The sequence below is a fragment of the Chitinimonas arctica genome, from assembly GCF_007431345.1.
Classification (GTDB): domain Bacteria; phylum Pseudomonadota; class Gammaproteobacteria; order Burkholderiales; family Chitinimonadaceae; genus Chitinimonas; species Chitinimonas arctica.
This window is the reverse complement of the sequence record NZ_CP041730.1, coordinates 2847630-2864152: the sequence shown is the minus strand read 5'-3', so window position 1 is coordinate 2864152 and position 16523 is coordinate 2847630. Positions and strand designations below refer to the sequence as shown.

The following is a 16523-nucleotide window of genomic DNA, read 5'->3' as shown; positions in this document are numbered from 1 at the left end:
GCCCATCATGCTGCCCGACTACGCCGAACTGCACTGCCTATCCAACTTCAGCTTCCAGCGCGGCGCCTCGCATGCCGAAGAGCTGGTCGAGCGCGCCCAGGCGCTCGGCTACCGCGCGCTCGCCATTACCGACGAGTGCTCCCTGGCCGGCATCGTGCGCGCCCATGTCGCTGCCAAGGAGGCGGGCCTGGCCTTGATCGTCGGGAGTGAATTCACTTTGGTGGACGGCTTGCGGCTGGTGTTGCTGGCGCCCGACCGGGAAGCCTATGGCGATCTCTCCAGCCTGATCAGCCTGGGCCGGCGCCAAGCCGACAAAGGCAGCTACCGGCTGGATCGGGCCGACGTCGCCCGCCTGGGCGGACGCTTGCTGGCACTGTGGCTACCGCCGGCGGCACCGCATGCCGGCGATGGCGACTGGCTGCGCGCATGCTTCCCCGACCGCGCCTGGCTGGCGGTGGAATTGCTCCAAGGGCCCGCCGACCAGGCCCGCCTGGCCGCGCTGTCCCGGCTGGCCGCCGCCTGCCGGCTGCCCTGCGTGGCCAGCGGCGATGTCCATATGCACCTCCGTTCCCGCCGGGTCCTGCAGGATCTGCTGACGGCCATCCGGCTGGGACGGCCGGTCGCCCAATGCGGCCAGGCCTTGTTTCCCAACGGCGAACGCCATCTGCGCGCCCGCCCTGCCCTGGCCCTGCTCTACCCGGCCGCCATGCTGGCCGAAACCGTCCGTATCGCCGAACGCTGTCACTTTTCATTGGACAGCCTGCGCTACGAGTACCCGGATGAGCTGGTACCGGCCGGCTACACGGCCAGCCAGTACTTGGCCGAGCTGACCGAGGCCGGCTTTCGCGAACGCTACCCGCAAGGGGTGCCGAGCCGGGTCCGGCAGCAGGTGGCCGATGAACTGGCCCTGATTGCCGAGCTGGGCTACGAACACTATTTTTTGACCGTCGACGATATCGTCCGCTTTGCCCGCAGCCGCGACATCCTCTGCCAGGGCCGCGGCTCGGCGGCCAACTCGGCGGTGTGCTACGTCCTGGGCATTACCGCGGTCGATCCCAGCCGCATGAATATGCTGTTCGGCCGCTTCCTATCGCGCGAACGCAGCGAGCCGCCCGATATCGACGTGGATTTCGAACATGACCGGCGCGAGGAGGTGATCCAGTACCTGTACCGCAAATACGGCCGCGAACGGGCCGCCCTGACCGCCACCGTGATCACCTATCGGCCGCGCAGCGCCATGCGCGACGTGGGCAGGGCCTTGGGGATCGCCGAGGAGCAACTGGACCGGCTGGCCAAGACGCTCGCCTGGTGGGACAAACGGACCGAACTGCCGGCGCGCCTGGCCGAAGCGGGCTTCGACCCGGACAGCCGGCAGGTACAACTGCTCCTCAAGCTGGTCATGCTATTGCTGCGCTTCCCCCGCCATCTTTCCCAGCATGTGGGTGGTTTTGTGTTTTCGCGCGGACCGCTGGCGCGGCTGGTCCCCATCGAGAATGCCGCCATGCCGGAACGTACCGTGATCCAGTGGGATAAGGACGATCTGGACTCGGTCGGCCTGCTCAAGGTCGATGTGCTGGCATTGGGCATGCTCAGCGCCATCCGCCGCAGCCTGGCACTGGTATCCGCCATCCGGCAGGCGCCCTTCCGCCTGGGCGACATCCCGGCCGAGGACCCCCTCGTCTACGCCATGCTCGGCCAAGCCGATACGGTGGGCGTCTTCCAGGTGGAATCGCGAGCCCAGATGTCCATGCTGCCCCGCCTCAAGCCGGTCGATTTCTACGACCTGGTGATCGAGGTGGCCATCGTCCGGCCCGGCCCCATCCAGGGCGGCATGGTGCATCCCTATCTGCGTCGGCGCCAGGGACTGGAAATACCGGAAGTGCATAGCAAGGAAGTCGCCGCGGTGCTGGACCGCACCCTGGGCATCCCCATCTTCCAGGAACAGGTGATGCAGCTGGCGGTGGTGGCGGCCGGCTTCACCGCCGGCGAAGCCGATCAGTTGCGCCGCTCCATGGCGGCCTGGCGCCGTACCGGCAAGCTGGAGCCCTTCCGCGACAAGCTCACCAGCGGCATGCTGCAGAACGGCTACAGCGCGGAATTCGCCCAGCGCATCTTCAGCCAGATCCAGGGCTTTTCAGAATATGGCTTTCCCGAGTCGCACGCGGCCAGCTTCGCCCTGCTGGTCTATGCCTCGGCCTGGCTCAAGCGCCACGAACCGGCCGCCTTTCTATGCAGCCTGCTCAATGCCTGGCCGATGGGTTTCTATTCCCCCTCGCAGCTGGTCCAGGATGCCCAGCGGCACGGCGTCACGGTATTACCGGTCGATATCCTATGCAGCGATTGGGAATGCAGCCTGGAAGACCTGCCGCTCCCCGGCGCCTCCCCGCTGGATCGGCCCCAGCCCTCGGTACGGCTGGGGCTAAGACTGATCAAGGGACTATCGCAAGCCGCCGGCGAGCGGATCGCCCAGCTACGTGGGACAGGCATCGGCGACCTCGCCAATCTGCAACGCCAGGCACAGCTGGACAAACGCGAGTTGAACGCCCTCGCCGCGGCAGGGGCGCTGGGCAGCCTGGCCGGCCACCGCCGCAGCGCGCTTTGGCAGGTAAGCGGCTTGCAGGTCCAGGAAGGGCTGCTGGCCGAGCTGCCCGGCGAGGAAGCGGCGGTCACCCTGCCCGCCCCCACGGTAGGCCAGGACATCGTCGCCGACTACGCCAGCATGGGACTGACGCTGGGACCGCACCCTCTCAGCCTGCTACGTGCCCGGCTAACAAGCCAGCACTTGCTCAGCGCCGCCGAAATCCTGCAGCAGCCCCCGAATGCCACCGCCCGCGCCGCCGGCCTGGTGGTGGGCCGGCAACGACCGGATACCGCCACCGGTGTCACCTTCGTCACCCTGGAGGACGAAACCGGCAACGTGAACGTGATCGTCTGGCGCGAGCTGGCCGAGCACCAGCGCAAGGAACTGCTGGGCGCCAGGCTGCTACTGGTCTACGGCCAGATCCAGCGCGAGGGGAACGTGGTGCATCTGCTGGCCAAGCGGCTGGTGGACCGCAGCGAATGGCTGGGCGAGCTGGGGGTGAAGAGTCGGGATTTTCATTGAGGAAAGCGGAGGCGGCCGAAATCCCACAGCTTGCCCGGAATCGCAATAGCTGGCCGGTTCAGCCGTTGGCAAGGTGCATTGAATCAGCCCGGCACCGGGCACGCGATTGGTATGGGAGCATCCCGCACATGACCGAGGCCGAGCTGCTGCAAGTGCTGGCGCGTGGCGAAGACAGCCGCCATCAGTTCAAGCGTGACGAAACCAACGCCGACAGCGTGGCCGCGGAGCTGGCCGCATTCTCCAACAGTGGCGGGGGCAAATTGTTCCTTGGCGTGGCGGATGACTGTTCCGTCACCGGCCTCGACGCCGCAGCAGTTCGGCGGCTAAATCAGCTTATCGGCAACGCCGCCAGCCAGCATGTGCGCCCGCCCGTGCATCCGCAAACGGAAAATGTACAGACGGCACAGGAGATGGTCATCGTGGTAACCGTGCCCGACGGCCTCTCCAAGCCCTATGTGGACCACCGGGGCCGCATTTGGGTGAAGCAGGGCGCGGACAAGCGGCATGTCACGGCACGTGAAGAGATGCAGCGCATGTTCCAGCGTGCAGGATTGGTCTATGCGGATGTGGTCCCTGTGGCCGGCACTTCGGTTGCCGACATCGACGACGAGACCTTCCGGGCCTATTTCAGCCGTCGCTATAACCAACACCCGAAATTTGCCGGCCAAGACCAGGCACAAATGCTACAGAACCTGGGTTTGGGCGACGGACGCGAGCTGAACTTGGCAGGGTTGCTGCTATTTGGCCAACAGCCGCAACGCTACCGACCAGCCTTCGAGGTCAAGGCAGTATCCTTCCCCGGCACTGCCCTATACGACACGCGTTATCTGGACAGCGAAGACATCGACGGTACATTGTTGGAGCAATATCAGCGCAGCTTCGCCTTCTTCCGGCGTAACCTGCGCCACGTACAGGGCCAGCGAGGATTCAATACCCTGGGCCAGCTGGAAATTCCCGAGCTGGTTCTGGAAGAGCTGCTGGTCAACGCAATGATCCACCGAGACTACTTCACCAGTGCCTCGATCCGCCTGATGGTGTTTGCCGACCGGGTAGAGATAATCAGCCCCGGCCACCTGCCCGACAGCCTGAACACCGAGGCAATCCGCCACGGTGCCACCAATCGCCGCAACCCGACACTCACCGAACATGCCGTGCATATTCTGCCTTACCGTGGGCTAGGTACGGGCATACCCCGCGCCTTGCAGGGCTGGCCCGACATCGAATTGATCGATGAGGTGGATGCGAACCAGTTCAAGGTTGTTGTACGTAGACCGCAGCCGCATATTCAGGTAATCGTGCCCTCAAGTATTGGCTCGGCAAATACCGTACGTACGCCCACCCCCTGGGACACCGGGGAAGTCACCGGGGAAGTCACCGGGGAAGTTGAGGGACTGCTATCCGTAATGCAGGGAGAGATGAAACGCGTGGACATACAGGCCGCGCTAGGACTACGGCACGAAGACCACTTCCGCGAGGCTTATCTGCGTCCCGCACTGGAAGGCGGATTCATTGAAATGACCATCCCGGACAAACCCAAAAGCAGCCAGCAGAAATATCGACTTACACCTGCGGGCACGGCTTGGTTGGCACAAAGGAAGTCGGGCGATGATTCGATGTAATCAGCGCACTACAAGTATATGCAGCTTGAATGTGCCGTTAAGCACTAGCCAATGCCTGCAGGTTCGCCAGTAATGCCCGTATCGACGGGCTGGCCGGCGGCGGGATTGAGCGGGTGCGTGGTGGGCGTTCGTCACTCCAGACGTCCAACAGGGCTTCGCTTCCCCTGAGCCGGTAATACCAGGACTGCACCACCCTGAAGGGATGGGCTGCTTCACTGGCCATCAACAGGCTGGTCACCCGTATCGATTGCACTTCCTGAGCGGGCATATCGGGCGTCGTATCGTCCCGCCACAAGGTCTGCATCGCCCGCGTCAGGGCCTGCTCATCGAGGGCGGCGGCTTCGCCGGGGCCGGCAACGACGCGGCCGGCCAGCAATTCGCCGTCAGGGCACAACTCCACCACCGAGAGCCCGCCATCCTGCGAGCGGGACAATTCCAGCGCGAAGTTGCTGACCCGGCTACCGTGAAACACGCTGATATTGGTACGCAAGGTCAGCGGGGGCGACATCAGCACACGCAGGGTGCTATGGAGAGAATCATCGGAAGACATAGAGGGGCTCTGCACAAGATGTAAGCGCCGTACGCCCGGCTGGGCGCTAGCCAGAATGGGGGAATAACCCGCTCCGGCACCGCCGCATCCACCGGCCCCGCCGTTCTCACCCCGTTATCAGACCAGCATATTGCATTCATTCCGCCATGTCACGATCCGCCCGCGCACCGCGCCCGAGCTTGCTTCCTAGGTAGGCTGTGCTAGGCTCGGACGACCTACCCGATACCCTCGTCCATGCGTACCGCCCCCTGCCCTTCTTGCGGCGCCCCAGTCGAATTCCACTCCGCCGCATCCATCATGGCTGTCTGCGGCTTTTGCCGGAGTACCCTGGTACGGCACGATGCCGACCTGGAAAACCTGGGCAAGATGGCGGAACTGGCGGAAGACCGTAGTCCGTTCAAGCTGCGTTTTCGCGGCGCCTATCGCAAGGTCGGCTTCGAGTTGATCGGCCGCCTGCAACTGGCTTACGAGGATGGCTTCTGGAACGAGTGGTATGCCCGCTTCGACGACGGCCGCCTGGGCTGGCTGTCGGAAGGGTCCGGGCTTTGTTACGTCACCTTCGAAAAAACCCTCAAGACCGCCTTGCCGCCCTTGGCGTCCTTTACCCCTGGCATGACAGCCAAGCTCGACGGCGAGAGTTTCACGGTCAGCAATATCGAGCATGCCCACGCCGTGGCGGTCGAAGGCGAATTGCCTTTCAAGGCCACGCCCGGCTACGAAGCACCAGCGGTCGATCTGCGCTCCGAAACCCGCTTCGCCAGCCTCGACTACAGTGAAACGCCGCCCCGCGTTTATCTGGGCGCGGCCGCCACGCTGGACGAAGTGCTCGATCCGGCCGCGCCGACCGACACCGTCCAGGTGCGCAAAACCCAGGCGCGCGCGTTCAAATGCACCAGTTGCGGCGCGCCCTTGTCGGCCCGAGGTCCGGAAACGCTGGCGGTAGGTTGCGGCCACTGCGGCTCGGTGATCGATCCGAACGACGCCAACCTGGCCATCATCAGCCGCGTCAAGGGCATATTGGACCAGCCCTCCCTGCCCATGGGCAGCCAGGGCAAGCTGCGCGGCCGTAGTTATACCGTCATCGGCTATCTGAAGCGCGTCACGGTTATCGACAGCCTTAGCTACTACTGGAACGAGTACCTGCTGCACGCGCCGGATGCCGGCTATGCCTGGCTGGTCGAATCACAGGGCCACTGGAACCTGGCCAAGCCGGTCAGCCGCCAACCCACTGCAACTTGGGGAGCACGGTCCAGCGTCGAATTCCTGAATCGCAAGTACAAACACTTCCAGAAGTGCCAGGCCGAGGTCTGCCAAGTGCTGGGCGAATTTACCTGGCGGGTCGCAGTCGGTGAGAGCGTGCAGGTGCATGACTTTATCTCGCCGCCTTACCTGCTGTCGGCCGAGTTCAGCAAAAAGGAGTTGAGCTGGACCCTGTCCGAATACCTCCCCGGCACGGAAGTGAGCGAGGCCTTCAAGCCGGCCAAGCCATTGCCAGCCGCGGTCGGTGTGGCGGCAAACCAACCCAGTCCGACTAGCCACGGTCGGTATTGGCTGGCCTTTGGCGCTTTTTGCCTGCTGGCGGTGGTACTGCAGCTGATCTTCAGCAGCGTGGCTGCCCAGCGCAAGATATGGGAAGGCGATCTATCCATCCCGGCCAATGCGACGGAAGGCAGCCTGGACACCCCGCCCATCCGCATCGAGCGTACCGGCAACCTGGAAATACGGCAGTCGGCCCCGCTGCAAAACCGCTGGCTCTACACCGACCTGGCTTTGATCAACCGAAGCAATGGCGACACCATCCGCCTGGGCCGGGAATTGAGCTATTACAGTGGCGTGGATAGCGATGGCAGTTGGACCGAAGGCAGCCAGGGCGACGACGCCTTGCTGGCGGAGGTACCGGCGGGCGATTATGTGCTGCAAGTCGACGCCGAAACCGAGGCCAAGCCGGAGGACCTGACCGCCCACATCATGCTGGTGCGCGACGTCCCCATCTGGAGCAATTTCTGGCTATTGTTGTTTGGACTGTCCATCGTGCCCCTGCTGGCCTGGTGGCGCAGCCAGAGATTCGAGATCCGGCGCTGGGCCGAGAGCGATTACCCGCTAGTCAGCGGGGGAGACGACGACTGATGTTCTTCCGTATCTATCTGATCGCCGCCAGCCTGGCCACCGCGCTATATGGTTATGGCCAGTTCAATGGCCATCCGCTATTCAGTGCGACCGGCGAAAGCCGCGATCGCGGCGGCCCCGGCGCGGCCAGGCTGTACCATAAATAAGCGGAACCAGGCATGGACAGCCGGAAATACTTGCAGGCATTCGTTTACTTTTGCCTGCTGGCCTTGACGCTGCAAATAATCAGTAGCGGACGGGCGGCCGAGCGCAAGGTATGGGAAGGTTTCCTGATCATTCCGCCCAATTCGGCCGAAGGCAGCCTGGAGACCCCACCCATCCGCATCGAAGGTAGCGGCAACCTGGAAATCCGGCAGTCGGCCCCGCTGCAAGACCGCTGGCTCTTCACCGACCTGGCGTTGATCAACCGCAGCAATGGCGACACCATTCACTTGGCCCGGGAATTGAGCTATTACAGCGGCACGGATTACGATGGCAGATGGAGCGAAGGCAGCCAGCGCGACGATGCCCTGCTGGCGGAAGTCCCGCCGGGCGAATATATGCTGCAGATCGAGGCGAAAACCGAGGCGAAGCCGGAGGGACTGACCGATCACATCATGCTGGTGCGCGATGCGCCCTTCTGGGGCAATTTCTGGCTGTTGCTGATTGGTCTGTTCGCTATAACCCTGCTGGCCGCCGGGCTTGCCGAGCAAAAGAGAAAACGGAGTTTGTATAGCGCACCCTCCAATCGGTGAGTGCGAGAGACGACGAAGTGATGGACCTCCGCAACCAAGCAGCGCGATATCATCAATAACCGGAGCTAGGCATGGACCTACTGAAACTCGACTACATTTTGGCCTCGCTGGTCTATTCCCTGCTGGGCATAGCGGTGTTCTGGCTGTCCTTTATCATCATCGACAAGCTGACGCCCTACGATCTGTGGAAAAACCTGGTCGAAGAACGCAACCAAGCGCTGGCCACCGTAGTCGGCGCCATGTGTTTGGGTGTGGCCATTATCGTAGCCTCGGCAATCCACTAGCCCGCTGGTCGTCGATCCGAGGATGAGGCTCACCGGTACCAGACGAGCCCACCCCCGCATTCCTCGCCCGCTTTGACGCGGGCATCCACCGCAACCGTCCCCTTGCTGGCACTTCCGGCTGCCCATGCCCTACGCTCTGCTGTTTTCCATTTTTGTCGTCGCCGCCTGCGGCCTGGCTTACGAGCTGGTGGCTGCCGCCCTGTCGAGCTATTTGATCGGCGACTCCGTCACCCAGTTCTCCACCGTTATCGGGGTCTATCTATTCGCCATGGGCATAGGCTCGTGGCTATCCAAGCTGATACAGCGCGACCTGACCAGCAACTTTATCAAGATCGAGCTGGCCGTTGGCCTGCTGGGCGGTTTTTCCGCCGCCATGCTGTTCTGGGCGTTCGCCTGGCTGAGCGGACCCTTCCTGTTTCTGCTTTACCTGCTGGTCGGCCTGATCGGCATCCTGGTCGGCCTGGAGATTCCGCTGGTCATGCGCCTGCTGGAACCCCGCCTGCCCTTCAAGGAACTGGTGTCGCAAGTGCTCAGCGTCGACTACATCGGCGCGCTGGCGGTATCGCTGCTGTTTCCCCTGTGGCTGGCGCCCAAGCTGGGCATGGTGCGAACCGCGCTATTGTTCGGACTGATGAATATCGGGGTGGCGATCTGGACACTTTGGCTGTTCCGGCACGAACTGCCCAATCGCCGTAGCCTGGGCATGCAAGGCGGGCTGGCGATGTTGCTGGTGGCGCTTGGCTTCGCCGGCTCGGAGCAGCTCTCCGGCGTGGCTGAGCAGGCGCTCTATGAAGACAATATCGTGCTGGCCGAAACCACTCCCTACCAGCGCATCGTATTGACGCGCTGGAAAAGCGAGCTGCGCCTGTTCCTCAATGGCAACCTGCAATTCAGCTCGCGCGACGAGTACCGCTACCACGAAGCCCTGGTCCACCCCGGCCTGGCCAGCCTGCCCTGGGCCAAGCGGGTGCTCGTGCTGGGCGGCGGCGACGGGTTGGCGATACGGGAAATCCTCAAATACCCCCAAATCGAGTCGGTCACCCTGGTCGAGCTGGACCCGGCCATGCCGAACCTGTTCAAGACGCATCCCGCCCTGCGCAAGCTCAACGGCGGCGCCCTCGATTCCCCGCGCGTCCATATCATCAATACCGATGCCTTCCAATGGCTGGATCGCCAGCAGGATGCTTTCGACTTTATCGTGGTGGATTTCCCCGACCCGACCAACTACGCCGTCGGCAAGCTCTACACCAATACCTTCTACCGCCTGGTGGAACGCGCCCTCAATGTGCGGGGCAGGATGGTGGTGCAGGCCACCTCGCCCATGTATGCCCGCCATGCCTATTGGACCGTGGTGCAAACGATCGAAAGCGTCGGCCTCGGCAGCCAGCCCTACCATGCCCTGGTTCCCAGTTTCGGCGAATGGGGCTTTATCCTGGCCGGGCGGGAGCCTTATACCCTGCCCACGCGCCTGCCGGCGGGGCTACGCTTTATCGATGCCACCGCCTTGCCGACGCTGTTCAACTTCCCGCCCGATATGGCGCGTGTGCCCGCCGAGGTGAATCGCCTGAACAATCAATTGCTGGTGCGTACCTTTGAGCAGGAATGGAAGCAGGTGCAGCGATGAAGCGTCGCGACTTCCTGGCCGCAGGCGCGGCGGCCGGCCTGGCCGGCTGCGCCGGCAAGCGCCCGCCGCCGCTGCCGCCAGGAGAACTGATCGGGCCGAATATGACCCTGGGCCACCGCTTGCGCGATGGCGGCGCCTTCCCGCCGCCGAGCGAGACCCGCCGGGTCGATGCGCTGATCGTCGGTGCCGGCATGGCTGGGCTTGCCTGCGGATGGTGGCTGGCACGCAACGGCCAGCAGGACTTTGCCGTACTGGAGCTGGAAAACGAAGCGGGCGGCAACTGCCTCAGCGGCCGCAATGCGTTGACGGCTTATCCCTGGGGAGCCCATTACCTGCCCTTGCCCGGCACGGATGCGCCGGAACTTCGCCAGATGCTGGCCGAATTCGGTGTCTTGCGCGGCGACCCATTCGCCGCCAGGCCCGAGTATGAAGAACGCCATCTCTGCTTCAATCCGCAGGAGCGATTGTTTATCAACGGCGTGTGGCAGGACGGCCTGCTACCGCATTTCGGCATCGGCGCCAGCGAGCGGGCCCAGCAGCAACGCTTTATCGACCGTATGAGCGAATTGGGTGCGGCGCGCGATCACGCCGGCAAGGCCCAGTTCACCGTGCCGAGCGCCCGGGGTGGCGAGCGGGATCGCGCCTTGGATAGTGTGACCATGCGCGATTGGTTGCGGCGGGAAGGTTTCGATGCCCCCTCGCTGCATTGGTGGGTGAACTACGCCTGCCGCGACGATTACGGCACCGATTACAGTCAAGCATCAGCCTGGGCCGGCATCCACTATTTTGCCGGCCGACATGGTCTGGCCAGCAATGCCGATAGCGATACCGTGCTGACCTGGCCGGAAGGCAACGGCTGGCTGAGCCGGCGGTTGGCGGCACGCTTGGCGCCCTGGCTGCGCGCTAATGCCATGGTCTGGCGCATTGCCGCCGACAAGACCGGCGTGGATGTGGATGTCTACCTGGCCCGGGAGCAACGTAGCGTGCGTTACCGCGCCGCGCGGCTGGTGTGGGCCGGCCCGGTGGGTTTTCTTCCGCATATCTGGCCGGATCTGCCGCCGCAATGGCGCGCCGCCGCCGCGCGCTTCAGCTATGCACCGTGGCTGGTGGCCAATCTGAGCGTGCAGGACGTGCCGGCGCAAGTGCATGAACAAGCCCCGCTCAGCTGGGACAATGTCTTGTACCAGGGCCAGGGCCTGGGCTATGTGGTGGCCAACCATCAATCGCTGGCCCTGCATGGCAAAGGCAGCGTGCTCACCTACTACCGACCGCTGAGCGAAGCCAGCCCCGCCGCCGGGCGGCAGCTGCTGCGGACCCGTACGCGCGAGCAATGGGCCCAGTCGATCTTGGCCGACCTGTCCCGTGCCCACCCGGATATCCTCGACCTGACCACGCGCCTGGACGTTTGCCGCTGGGGCCATGCCATGGCCCGCCCTACCGTGGGCCTGCTGGACGGCCACCTGCTGCCATTGCGCCAGCCACAGCCCCGCGTCATGCTGGCACATGCCGATCTAAGCGGCTTTTCATTGGCGGAGGAAGCGCATTACTGGGGAATTCGGGCCGCCCGCTGGCTGCTGGGCGATAAAGGAACAAGCACATGAACGGCCTGCATCTGACCGCCGACCTGTATGACTGCGCCGCCGATGCCCTGTTGGTGGACGTCGCCCTGTTGACCCGGCTTTGCCATGACCGGGTCGCCGCCTGCGGCCTGCAAGCGGTTGCCGATTGCTGGCACCGGTTTCCCGACGGTCCAATTGGTCCTGGCGGCATGACCGGCGTGGTACTGCTGGCCGAATCGCACCTGGCCATCCATACCTGGCCGGAGCGCGGCGGTGTAACGCTGGACGTCTATGTCTGCAATTTCGGCGGCGACAATTCCGCCCGTGCCGAAGCGCTATTGCAGTCGCTGCTACAGGCTTTCGCACCCGCTCGCCAGCAGATTCAGCGGTTGCAGCGCGGGCTGGAAGAGAGCGCGTGACGCGGAGATGCCTTCCCGCCAGTATCAGGCGGGAAGGCTGCTTGGAAACCCCTGAACAAATCACCAAACGAGCGTTAGCGAGGCCCCCTCGCGGCGGGTGCGTGGTTGTTGCCCCTTTAGGGGCATACAACCACGGCCTACTCTTTACGGGTGCGAGGGCGGGGGGAGTGGAATAAAACAGCGAGGGATCGTTGATTTATCACGGACCATGAACACCCGGCTTCGCCGGGTGATTATCCAAGCGTTCAGCCTTCACATTTGTTCAGCGCGTCACCAAGCTACGGCTGCGCCCGATAGGTCACCTTCAGGTTGTAGGTGGAGGTCCCGCTGGTATAGCCATTCACCATGACGTATACATCGCCGGCAGGGTTGACGACAAGGCTGCAGGTCTCGTTGCTGCCGCTCTTGTAGGGACGGCAATCATAACTGCTGGTGGTAGGCGCCGAACCCTTGCGCACGTACAGATCGGCATCGCCCGTACCGGTCATCTCGGCCACGAAGCCGCCACCGGCTGCTACCTTGAATGGGCCATAGTTCAGCTTCTGGTTACGGGTCACGCTACCGGTGAAGTTCTCCACCTTTTCGCCCGGCGGTGGGATGGAGGGTCCATCGCTACCCAGTTCCACCGCGAAGGCCACGGCCATGCGGGCGAACTTGAGCGCATGCAGGGCCTGGCTGCCGGAGTTGGCATAGGTATCGCCGGTAGTGTGGATACGGGGGTTCGAATCGTTCATGGCCGATTCAAACGGCATGGATGCGAAGAAGCCCTGCGAACTCCACGAGGCGTGGTCGGAGCAAGCGTAGCCGCAGCGGTCGTAGCCTACCCGCAAGGTGGGCAGATAGGTATTGATCAAGCTGACCAGGAAATTATTCTGCGAGCTGTCGGTGTAATCGGTATAGATATAGATATCGGCATCCGAGCCCTTGTAGTTGGTCATGTCCAACTGCACCACGCCAACCACATTGACGTTATCCGCCTTGAACCTGCGGGCGATATCGTCCGAACCGCGCAAACCCACTTCCTCGGCGGCATAGGCCATGAACTTGATGGTACGACGCGGTTTGTAGCCGCTGTTCAGCATCACCCGGATCGCCTCGGTCATGCTGGCGATACCGGACGCATCGTCGTCCGCCCCGGGGGCGCGGGCGTTTTCGCTGCGGTCGCTGCCGTTGATGGAATCCTGATGGCCGCCGATGACCACCACCTCGCTGGCATTGTCGGTCCCCTTGATGGTGAGGATGACCGATTTCTGCGCCCAGCTATGGCTGTATTGCTCCACCGTGACGTCCGGACGGCCAGTCGCCAGTTGGGTCCAGCGCTGCTTGATCCAATTGGACGAATTGACGCCATGGGCGCTGGTGTAATACCGGTTGGTGAAGGCAGACAGATCGATGATGGTGCTGGCGATCTGGCTGTCCTGCAGCTGCGGCAGCAAGGGATTGACGACGCTTTGATTATCGATGGTGTAGCTGGGGCGGCTGGCCAGCGGGGCGGGCACCACCTGCTGCAACAGCGCCTTGCGGCCCGCCGCTTCGCTCGTATGGAAGGCAAAGCCGCCGCAGCGGTTGAGTTCATGGTGGACCGCATGCGACAGATCGTGCAATTGCGACTCGTCCACTTGGACCAGGTGGACACGCTCCAGACCTGCCTGCCTGCCGATCCCGGCGCTGGCGGTCATGGCGCGGCTGTCTTTAGCGACAGTTTTGGGAGCCAGCTTCTGTAATTGGGTAAAAGCGGCGTCGCCGACCGTGATCCAGACCTTTTTTGAGCCATTGAGCGGATCGGCCTGGCTGCCGAGACAAAGTCCGGCCAGCAGCAGAGGGATGATTCTGCGTTGCATGAAATACTCCTTAGGCCACGTACAGCGACGCGGCGTGGCAATCGACTGGGCAAGGAAAAGCCCCGCTCCGAATGGAGCGGGGCAGACAGCGGGAGGCTTACTGCTGATAGTTGCCGACCAGGGTCACGCCGCTGAACGCGGAGTAGCCGTTGATCATCACGTAGTAAGTACCGGTACGTCCGGTCGAGATGGTGACCTTTTCGTTATTGCCGTACTTGTAAGGACGGTAGTCGTAGGAAGTGAGGGTCGGTGCCGAACCGAACTTGATGTAGATATCGGCATCGCCCGTACCGCCGGACATGGTGAAGGTCAGGTTCCGGGCGCCGGCCGGCACCGCCATGGTGTAGTTCAGCTTCGCGTTCTTGGCGGCAGCCAAGCCCGTGACCGGCACACCCTTCTTCAGTTCATTGGTTGGAAGTGGCGGCTGGTCTTCGCAATGCACGCCCACCGCGCTGAACGCCGAAGTCACGTCAGCCTTGGTGTAGCCGCGTGCCACCGCGGCCTTTTCCACACCACAGGCACCTTCGTCGAAGGTGCTGTTCTCTTGCCAGTGCAGACGGTTGGCATCCACCATCACCTCGAATGCCTTGCGGGTGTTCCAGCCGGTCTTCTTGGCCAGGGTGTAGAACGCCTTATTGAAGACGCCGCTGGAATAGTGCACGTCCAATCCATCGTAGTAGTCCGAAGCGTTGCCGATCGAACGGCCATCGCGCGGTGGATTGTCCATATAGCGCAGTGCGCCGGAGGACTTGAAGATTTCGGCGCCGACCTGGAAGTCGTTGGTGCCGTTCTTCATGTAGTACTCGGCGGCCTCACCGGCCATATCGGAGAAGGCTTCGTTCATCCCGCCGGACATGCCGGAATATTCCAGTCCGGAGTTTTGCTCGGTAAAGCCGTGGCTGACCTCGTGAGCCGACACGTCGAGCGATACCAGCGGATAGAAGGTGCTGGCGCCGTCACCGAAGCTCATGGCGCTACCGTCCCAGAAGGCGTTTTCATAACCGCTGCTGTAGTGCACCTTCATGTACAGGGTCTGGGAGATAGGACGCAGGTTGAACCAGTCCTTGTACATATTGAACACGACATTACCGAAGTAATGCGCATCGTTCAGGGGCGAGAACGCACCGTTGATGGCCTTGACCGTATTACGTGGGCAAGTGAACTGATAGGCGGAAGAACCACTGGTGCCGTGGTTGAGATTGACGGTGATGACGTTGCCGCTGTTCATCTGGCAATTGTCGTTCACCACCAGCGGACCATAGGTGGTGCCATATTCATACTGGCCGGTCTTGGTGTTGCCGCCAGGGCCGGTGGCATCGCGGTGCGCCAGGCCTTCCCAGCGCTTGATCACGACACCGGTGTTGGCATCGATCAGGAAATGCGGCCTGGACGGTGCCTTCGCATCATTGACCATGAACGAGACGACATAGACCAGTCGGGCGACACCGTTGTCGAGCTTGACGAACAGCGAGGCTGTGTCGTTCTCGGTTGCGCCTGCCTTGGCCAGGGATTTGGCTTGGGCCAACACGACCGAAGACGAGAAGGCTGGCTTGGCGCTAGGCATATCGATGCTCACGCCCCTCAACATGGCACCCGACAGCAGCGGCTGTGCCTCGCCTGGATTACGCTGCTCGACGACCCCTACTCCCCAAACTGGTACGCCTTGATGGTATTGCCGATACCGGGTAACGACCTTGCCGTTGGCGTACGACTGGCTACGCAAAGGCTTCAGTTCATCGTTTGCCAGGCCCAGCATATTTTGTAGCGTACCACCGCTTACCGTCGCAGCTTTGGCCGAAAACCCCTCCAGGTTCACCCGCTCCGCCGCCATGGCGCTGATAGCGCCCATTACCAGAACGGACAGAAGGGCTGGACGTGCTGCTGCGTGAAATGCGTGCTTCATTGTTGTTTTTCCTCTGTTCCAAGTGACTACCAAGGGGACCCATTTCCCCAATCTGGCAATGCTTGCCGTCGATAGCCGGCAAGTTGCCTCCCCGCACGCCACACTGATAGATGTGACGTTACGTTGCGTGTCGCCACTACCGGAAAGTGCCGAAAAGTAGAGGAACCAGCGTTCAGTTCCACCGCAGCGGGTGCTGGCGGGAACACCTCGCCGACACCGCGATGCGGACTTGTCCGATCCAAGCCGAAGCCGTGGCTTTATGACATTCGATTTGACTTGCCTGCTTGAGCAAGCGACCGCTCCAGAATCGTCGCGTCAGTGAATAACGTTCAAATTACGGTGCGGCATAGCAAATTTGCTGGGAAAACTGAGCTGCCGGGCGAGAAAACACCAGCTGCACGACCCCGAATCGGTGCACGACCGTTCGAGTGCCTTTCGTGTAATAGACCTACTGGGTAGTAGACAAGGAAATGGGGTAGGTCAAAATGCGCATGTCATCAGCCGACGAACGGTAGGTGAATGGGTTGTCCATGCAACACAACTGTTACCGCCATACAAGTTGCCAGAAATGCCAGGGTAGGTTGCGGACCAGTTCGCTAAGGTCGGAATGGCTGGAAATCGCATGGGGACGGGAAGGTGGGGCATGTGCCAGGACGGCAGGAACAGTGCTTTCGGAAAAAGATTGCCCACTCAGGCAACAATGCCAACGGCATATATGAGATACTGGTTAAATCATGGCATCTTGGCAGGCGCCAAAAAA

Annotated in this window: 12 protein-coding genes; 9 read left to right on the top strand and 3 right to left on the bottom strand. The window is 62.4% G+C overall.

What is annotated here, in order from left to right:
* The first annotated feature begins 7 nt into the window (after positions 1-7).
* Positions 8-3103, top strand: coding sequence for an error-prone DNA polymerase (locus FNU76_RS12920; protein ID WP_144278584.1), 3096 nt, complete (start codon positions 8-10; stop codon positions 3101-3103).
* A gap of 128 nt (positions 3104-3231) precedes the next feature.
* On the top strand, positions 3232-4722 hold the full coding sequence (locus FNU76_RS12915; protein ID WP_144278583.1) for a Fic family protein: 1491 nt from the start codon (positions 3232-3234) through the stop codon (positions 4720-4722).
* Positions 4723-4759: 37 nt separating this feature from the next.
* On the opposite strand, the gene FNU76_RS12910 is transcribed toward FNU76_RS12915, so the two are convergent.
* The gene (locus FNU76_RS12910; protein ID WP_144278582.1) at positions 4760-5272 is read right to left on the bottom strand and encodes a hypothetical protein; all 513 of its coding nucleotides are present in this window, start codon (positions 5270-5272) and stop codon (positions 4760-4762) included.
* Positions 5273-5569: 297 nt separating this feature from the next.
* Between FNU76_RS12910 and FNU76_RS12905 the strand changes: the two genes are divergently transcribed.
* The 7 genes from FNU76_RS12905 to speD all read left to right on the top strand — a co-directional run bounded on the left by FNU76_RS12905 (position 5570) and on the right by speD (position 12019).
* Positions 5570-7399, top strand: a complete 1830-nt coding sequence (locus FNU76_RS12905; protein WP_223879007.1) for a DUF4178 domain-containing protein — start codon at positions 5570-5572, stop codon at positions 7397-7399.
* Positions 7399-7545, top strand: a complete 147-nt coding sequence (locus tag FNU76_RS24115) for a hypothetical protein (protein WP_179958104.1) — start codon at positions 7399-7401, stop codon at positions 7543-7545. Before FNU76_RS12905 ends, FNU76_RS24115 begins: the two co-directional genes overlap by 1 nt.
* A 12-nt stretch (positions 7546-7557) precedes the next feature.
* Positions 7558-8133, top strand: a complete 576-nt coding sequence (locus FNU76_RS12900; protein ID WP_144278580.1) for a hypothetical protein — start codon at positions 7558-7560, stop codon at positions 8131-8133.
* A 71-nt stretch (positions 8134-8204) separates the two neighbouring features.
* A complete protein-coding gene (locus FNU76_RS12895; protein WP_144278579.1) occupies positions 8205-8417 on the top strand; it encodes a DUF350 domain-containing protein in 213 nt (70 codons plus the stop codon).
* Positions 8418-8541: 124 nt separating this feature from the next.
* Positions 8542-10041, top strand: coding sequence for a polyamine aminopropyltransferase (locus FNU76_RS12890; protein WP_144278578.1), 1500 nt, complete (start codon positions 8542-8544; stop codon positions 10039-10041).
* Positions 10038-11642, top strand: a complete 1605-nt coding sequence (locus FNU76_RS12885; protein WP_144278577.1) for an NAD(P)-binding protein — start codon at positions 10038-10040, stop codon at positions 11640-11642. The genes FNU76_RS12890 and FNU76_RS12885 overlap by 4 nt, the downstream gene beginning before the upstream one ends.
* Positions 11639-12019: an adenosylmethionine decarboxylase gene (gene speD / locus FNU76_RS12880; protein WP_144278576.1), complete on the top strand. Its 381-nt coding sequence runs from the start codon at positions 11639-11641 to the stop codon at positions 12017-12019. Before FNU76_RS12885 ends, speD begins: the two co-directional genes overlap by 4 nt.
* A 278-nt stretch (positions 12020-12297) precedes the next feature.
* On the opposite strand, the gene FNU76_RS25040 is transcribed toward speD, so the two are convergent.
* Entirely contained in the window at positions 12298-13860 is a 1563-nt protein-coding gene (locus FNU76_RS25040) for a M28 family metallopeptidase (protein ID WP_144278575.1), read from the bottom strand.
* A gap of 97 nt (positions 13861-13957) precedes the next feature.
* Positions 13958-15763, bottom strand: coding sequence for a M4 family metallopeptidase (locus tag FNU76_RS12870; protein ID WP_179958103.1), 1806 nt, complete (start codon positions 15761-15763; stop codon positions 13958-13960).
* Between the last annotated feature and the right edge of the window lie 760 nt (positions 15764-16523).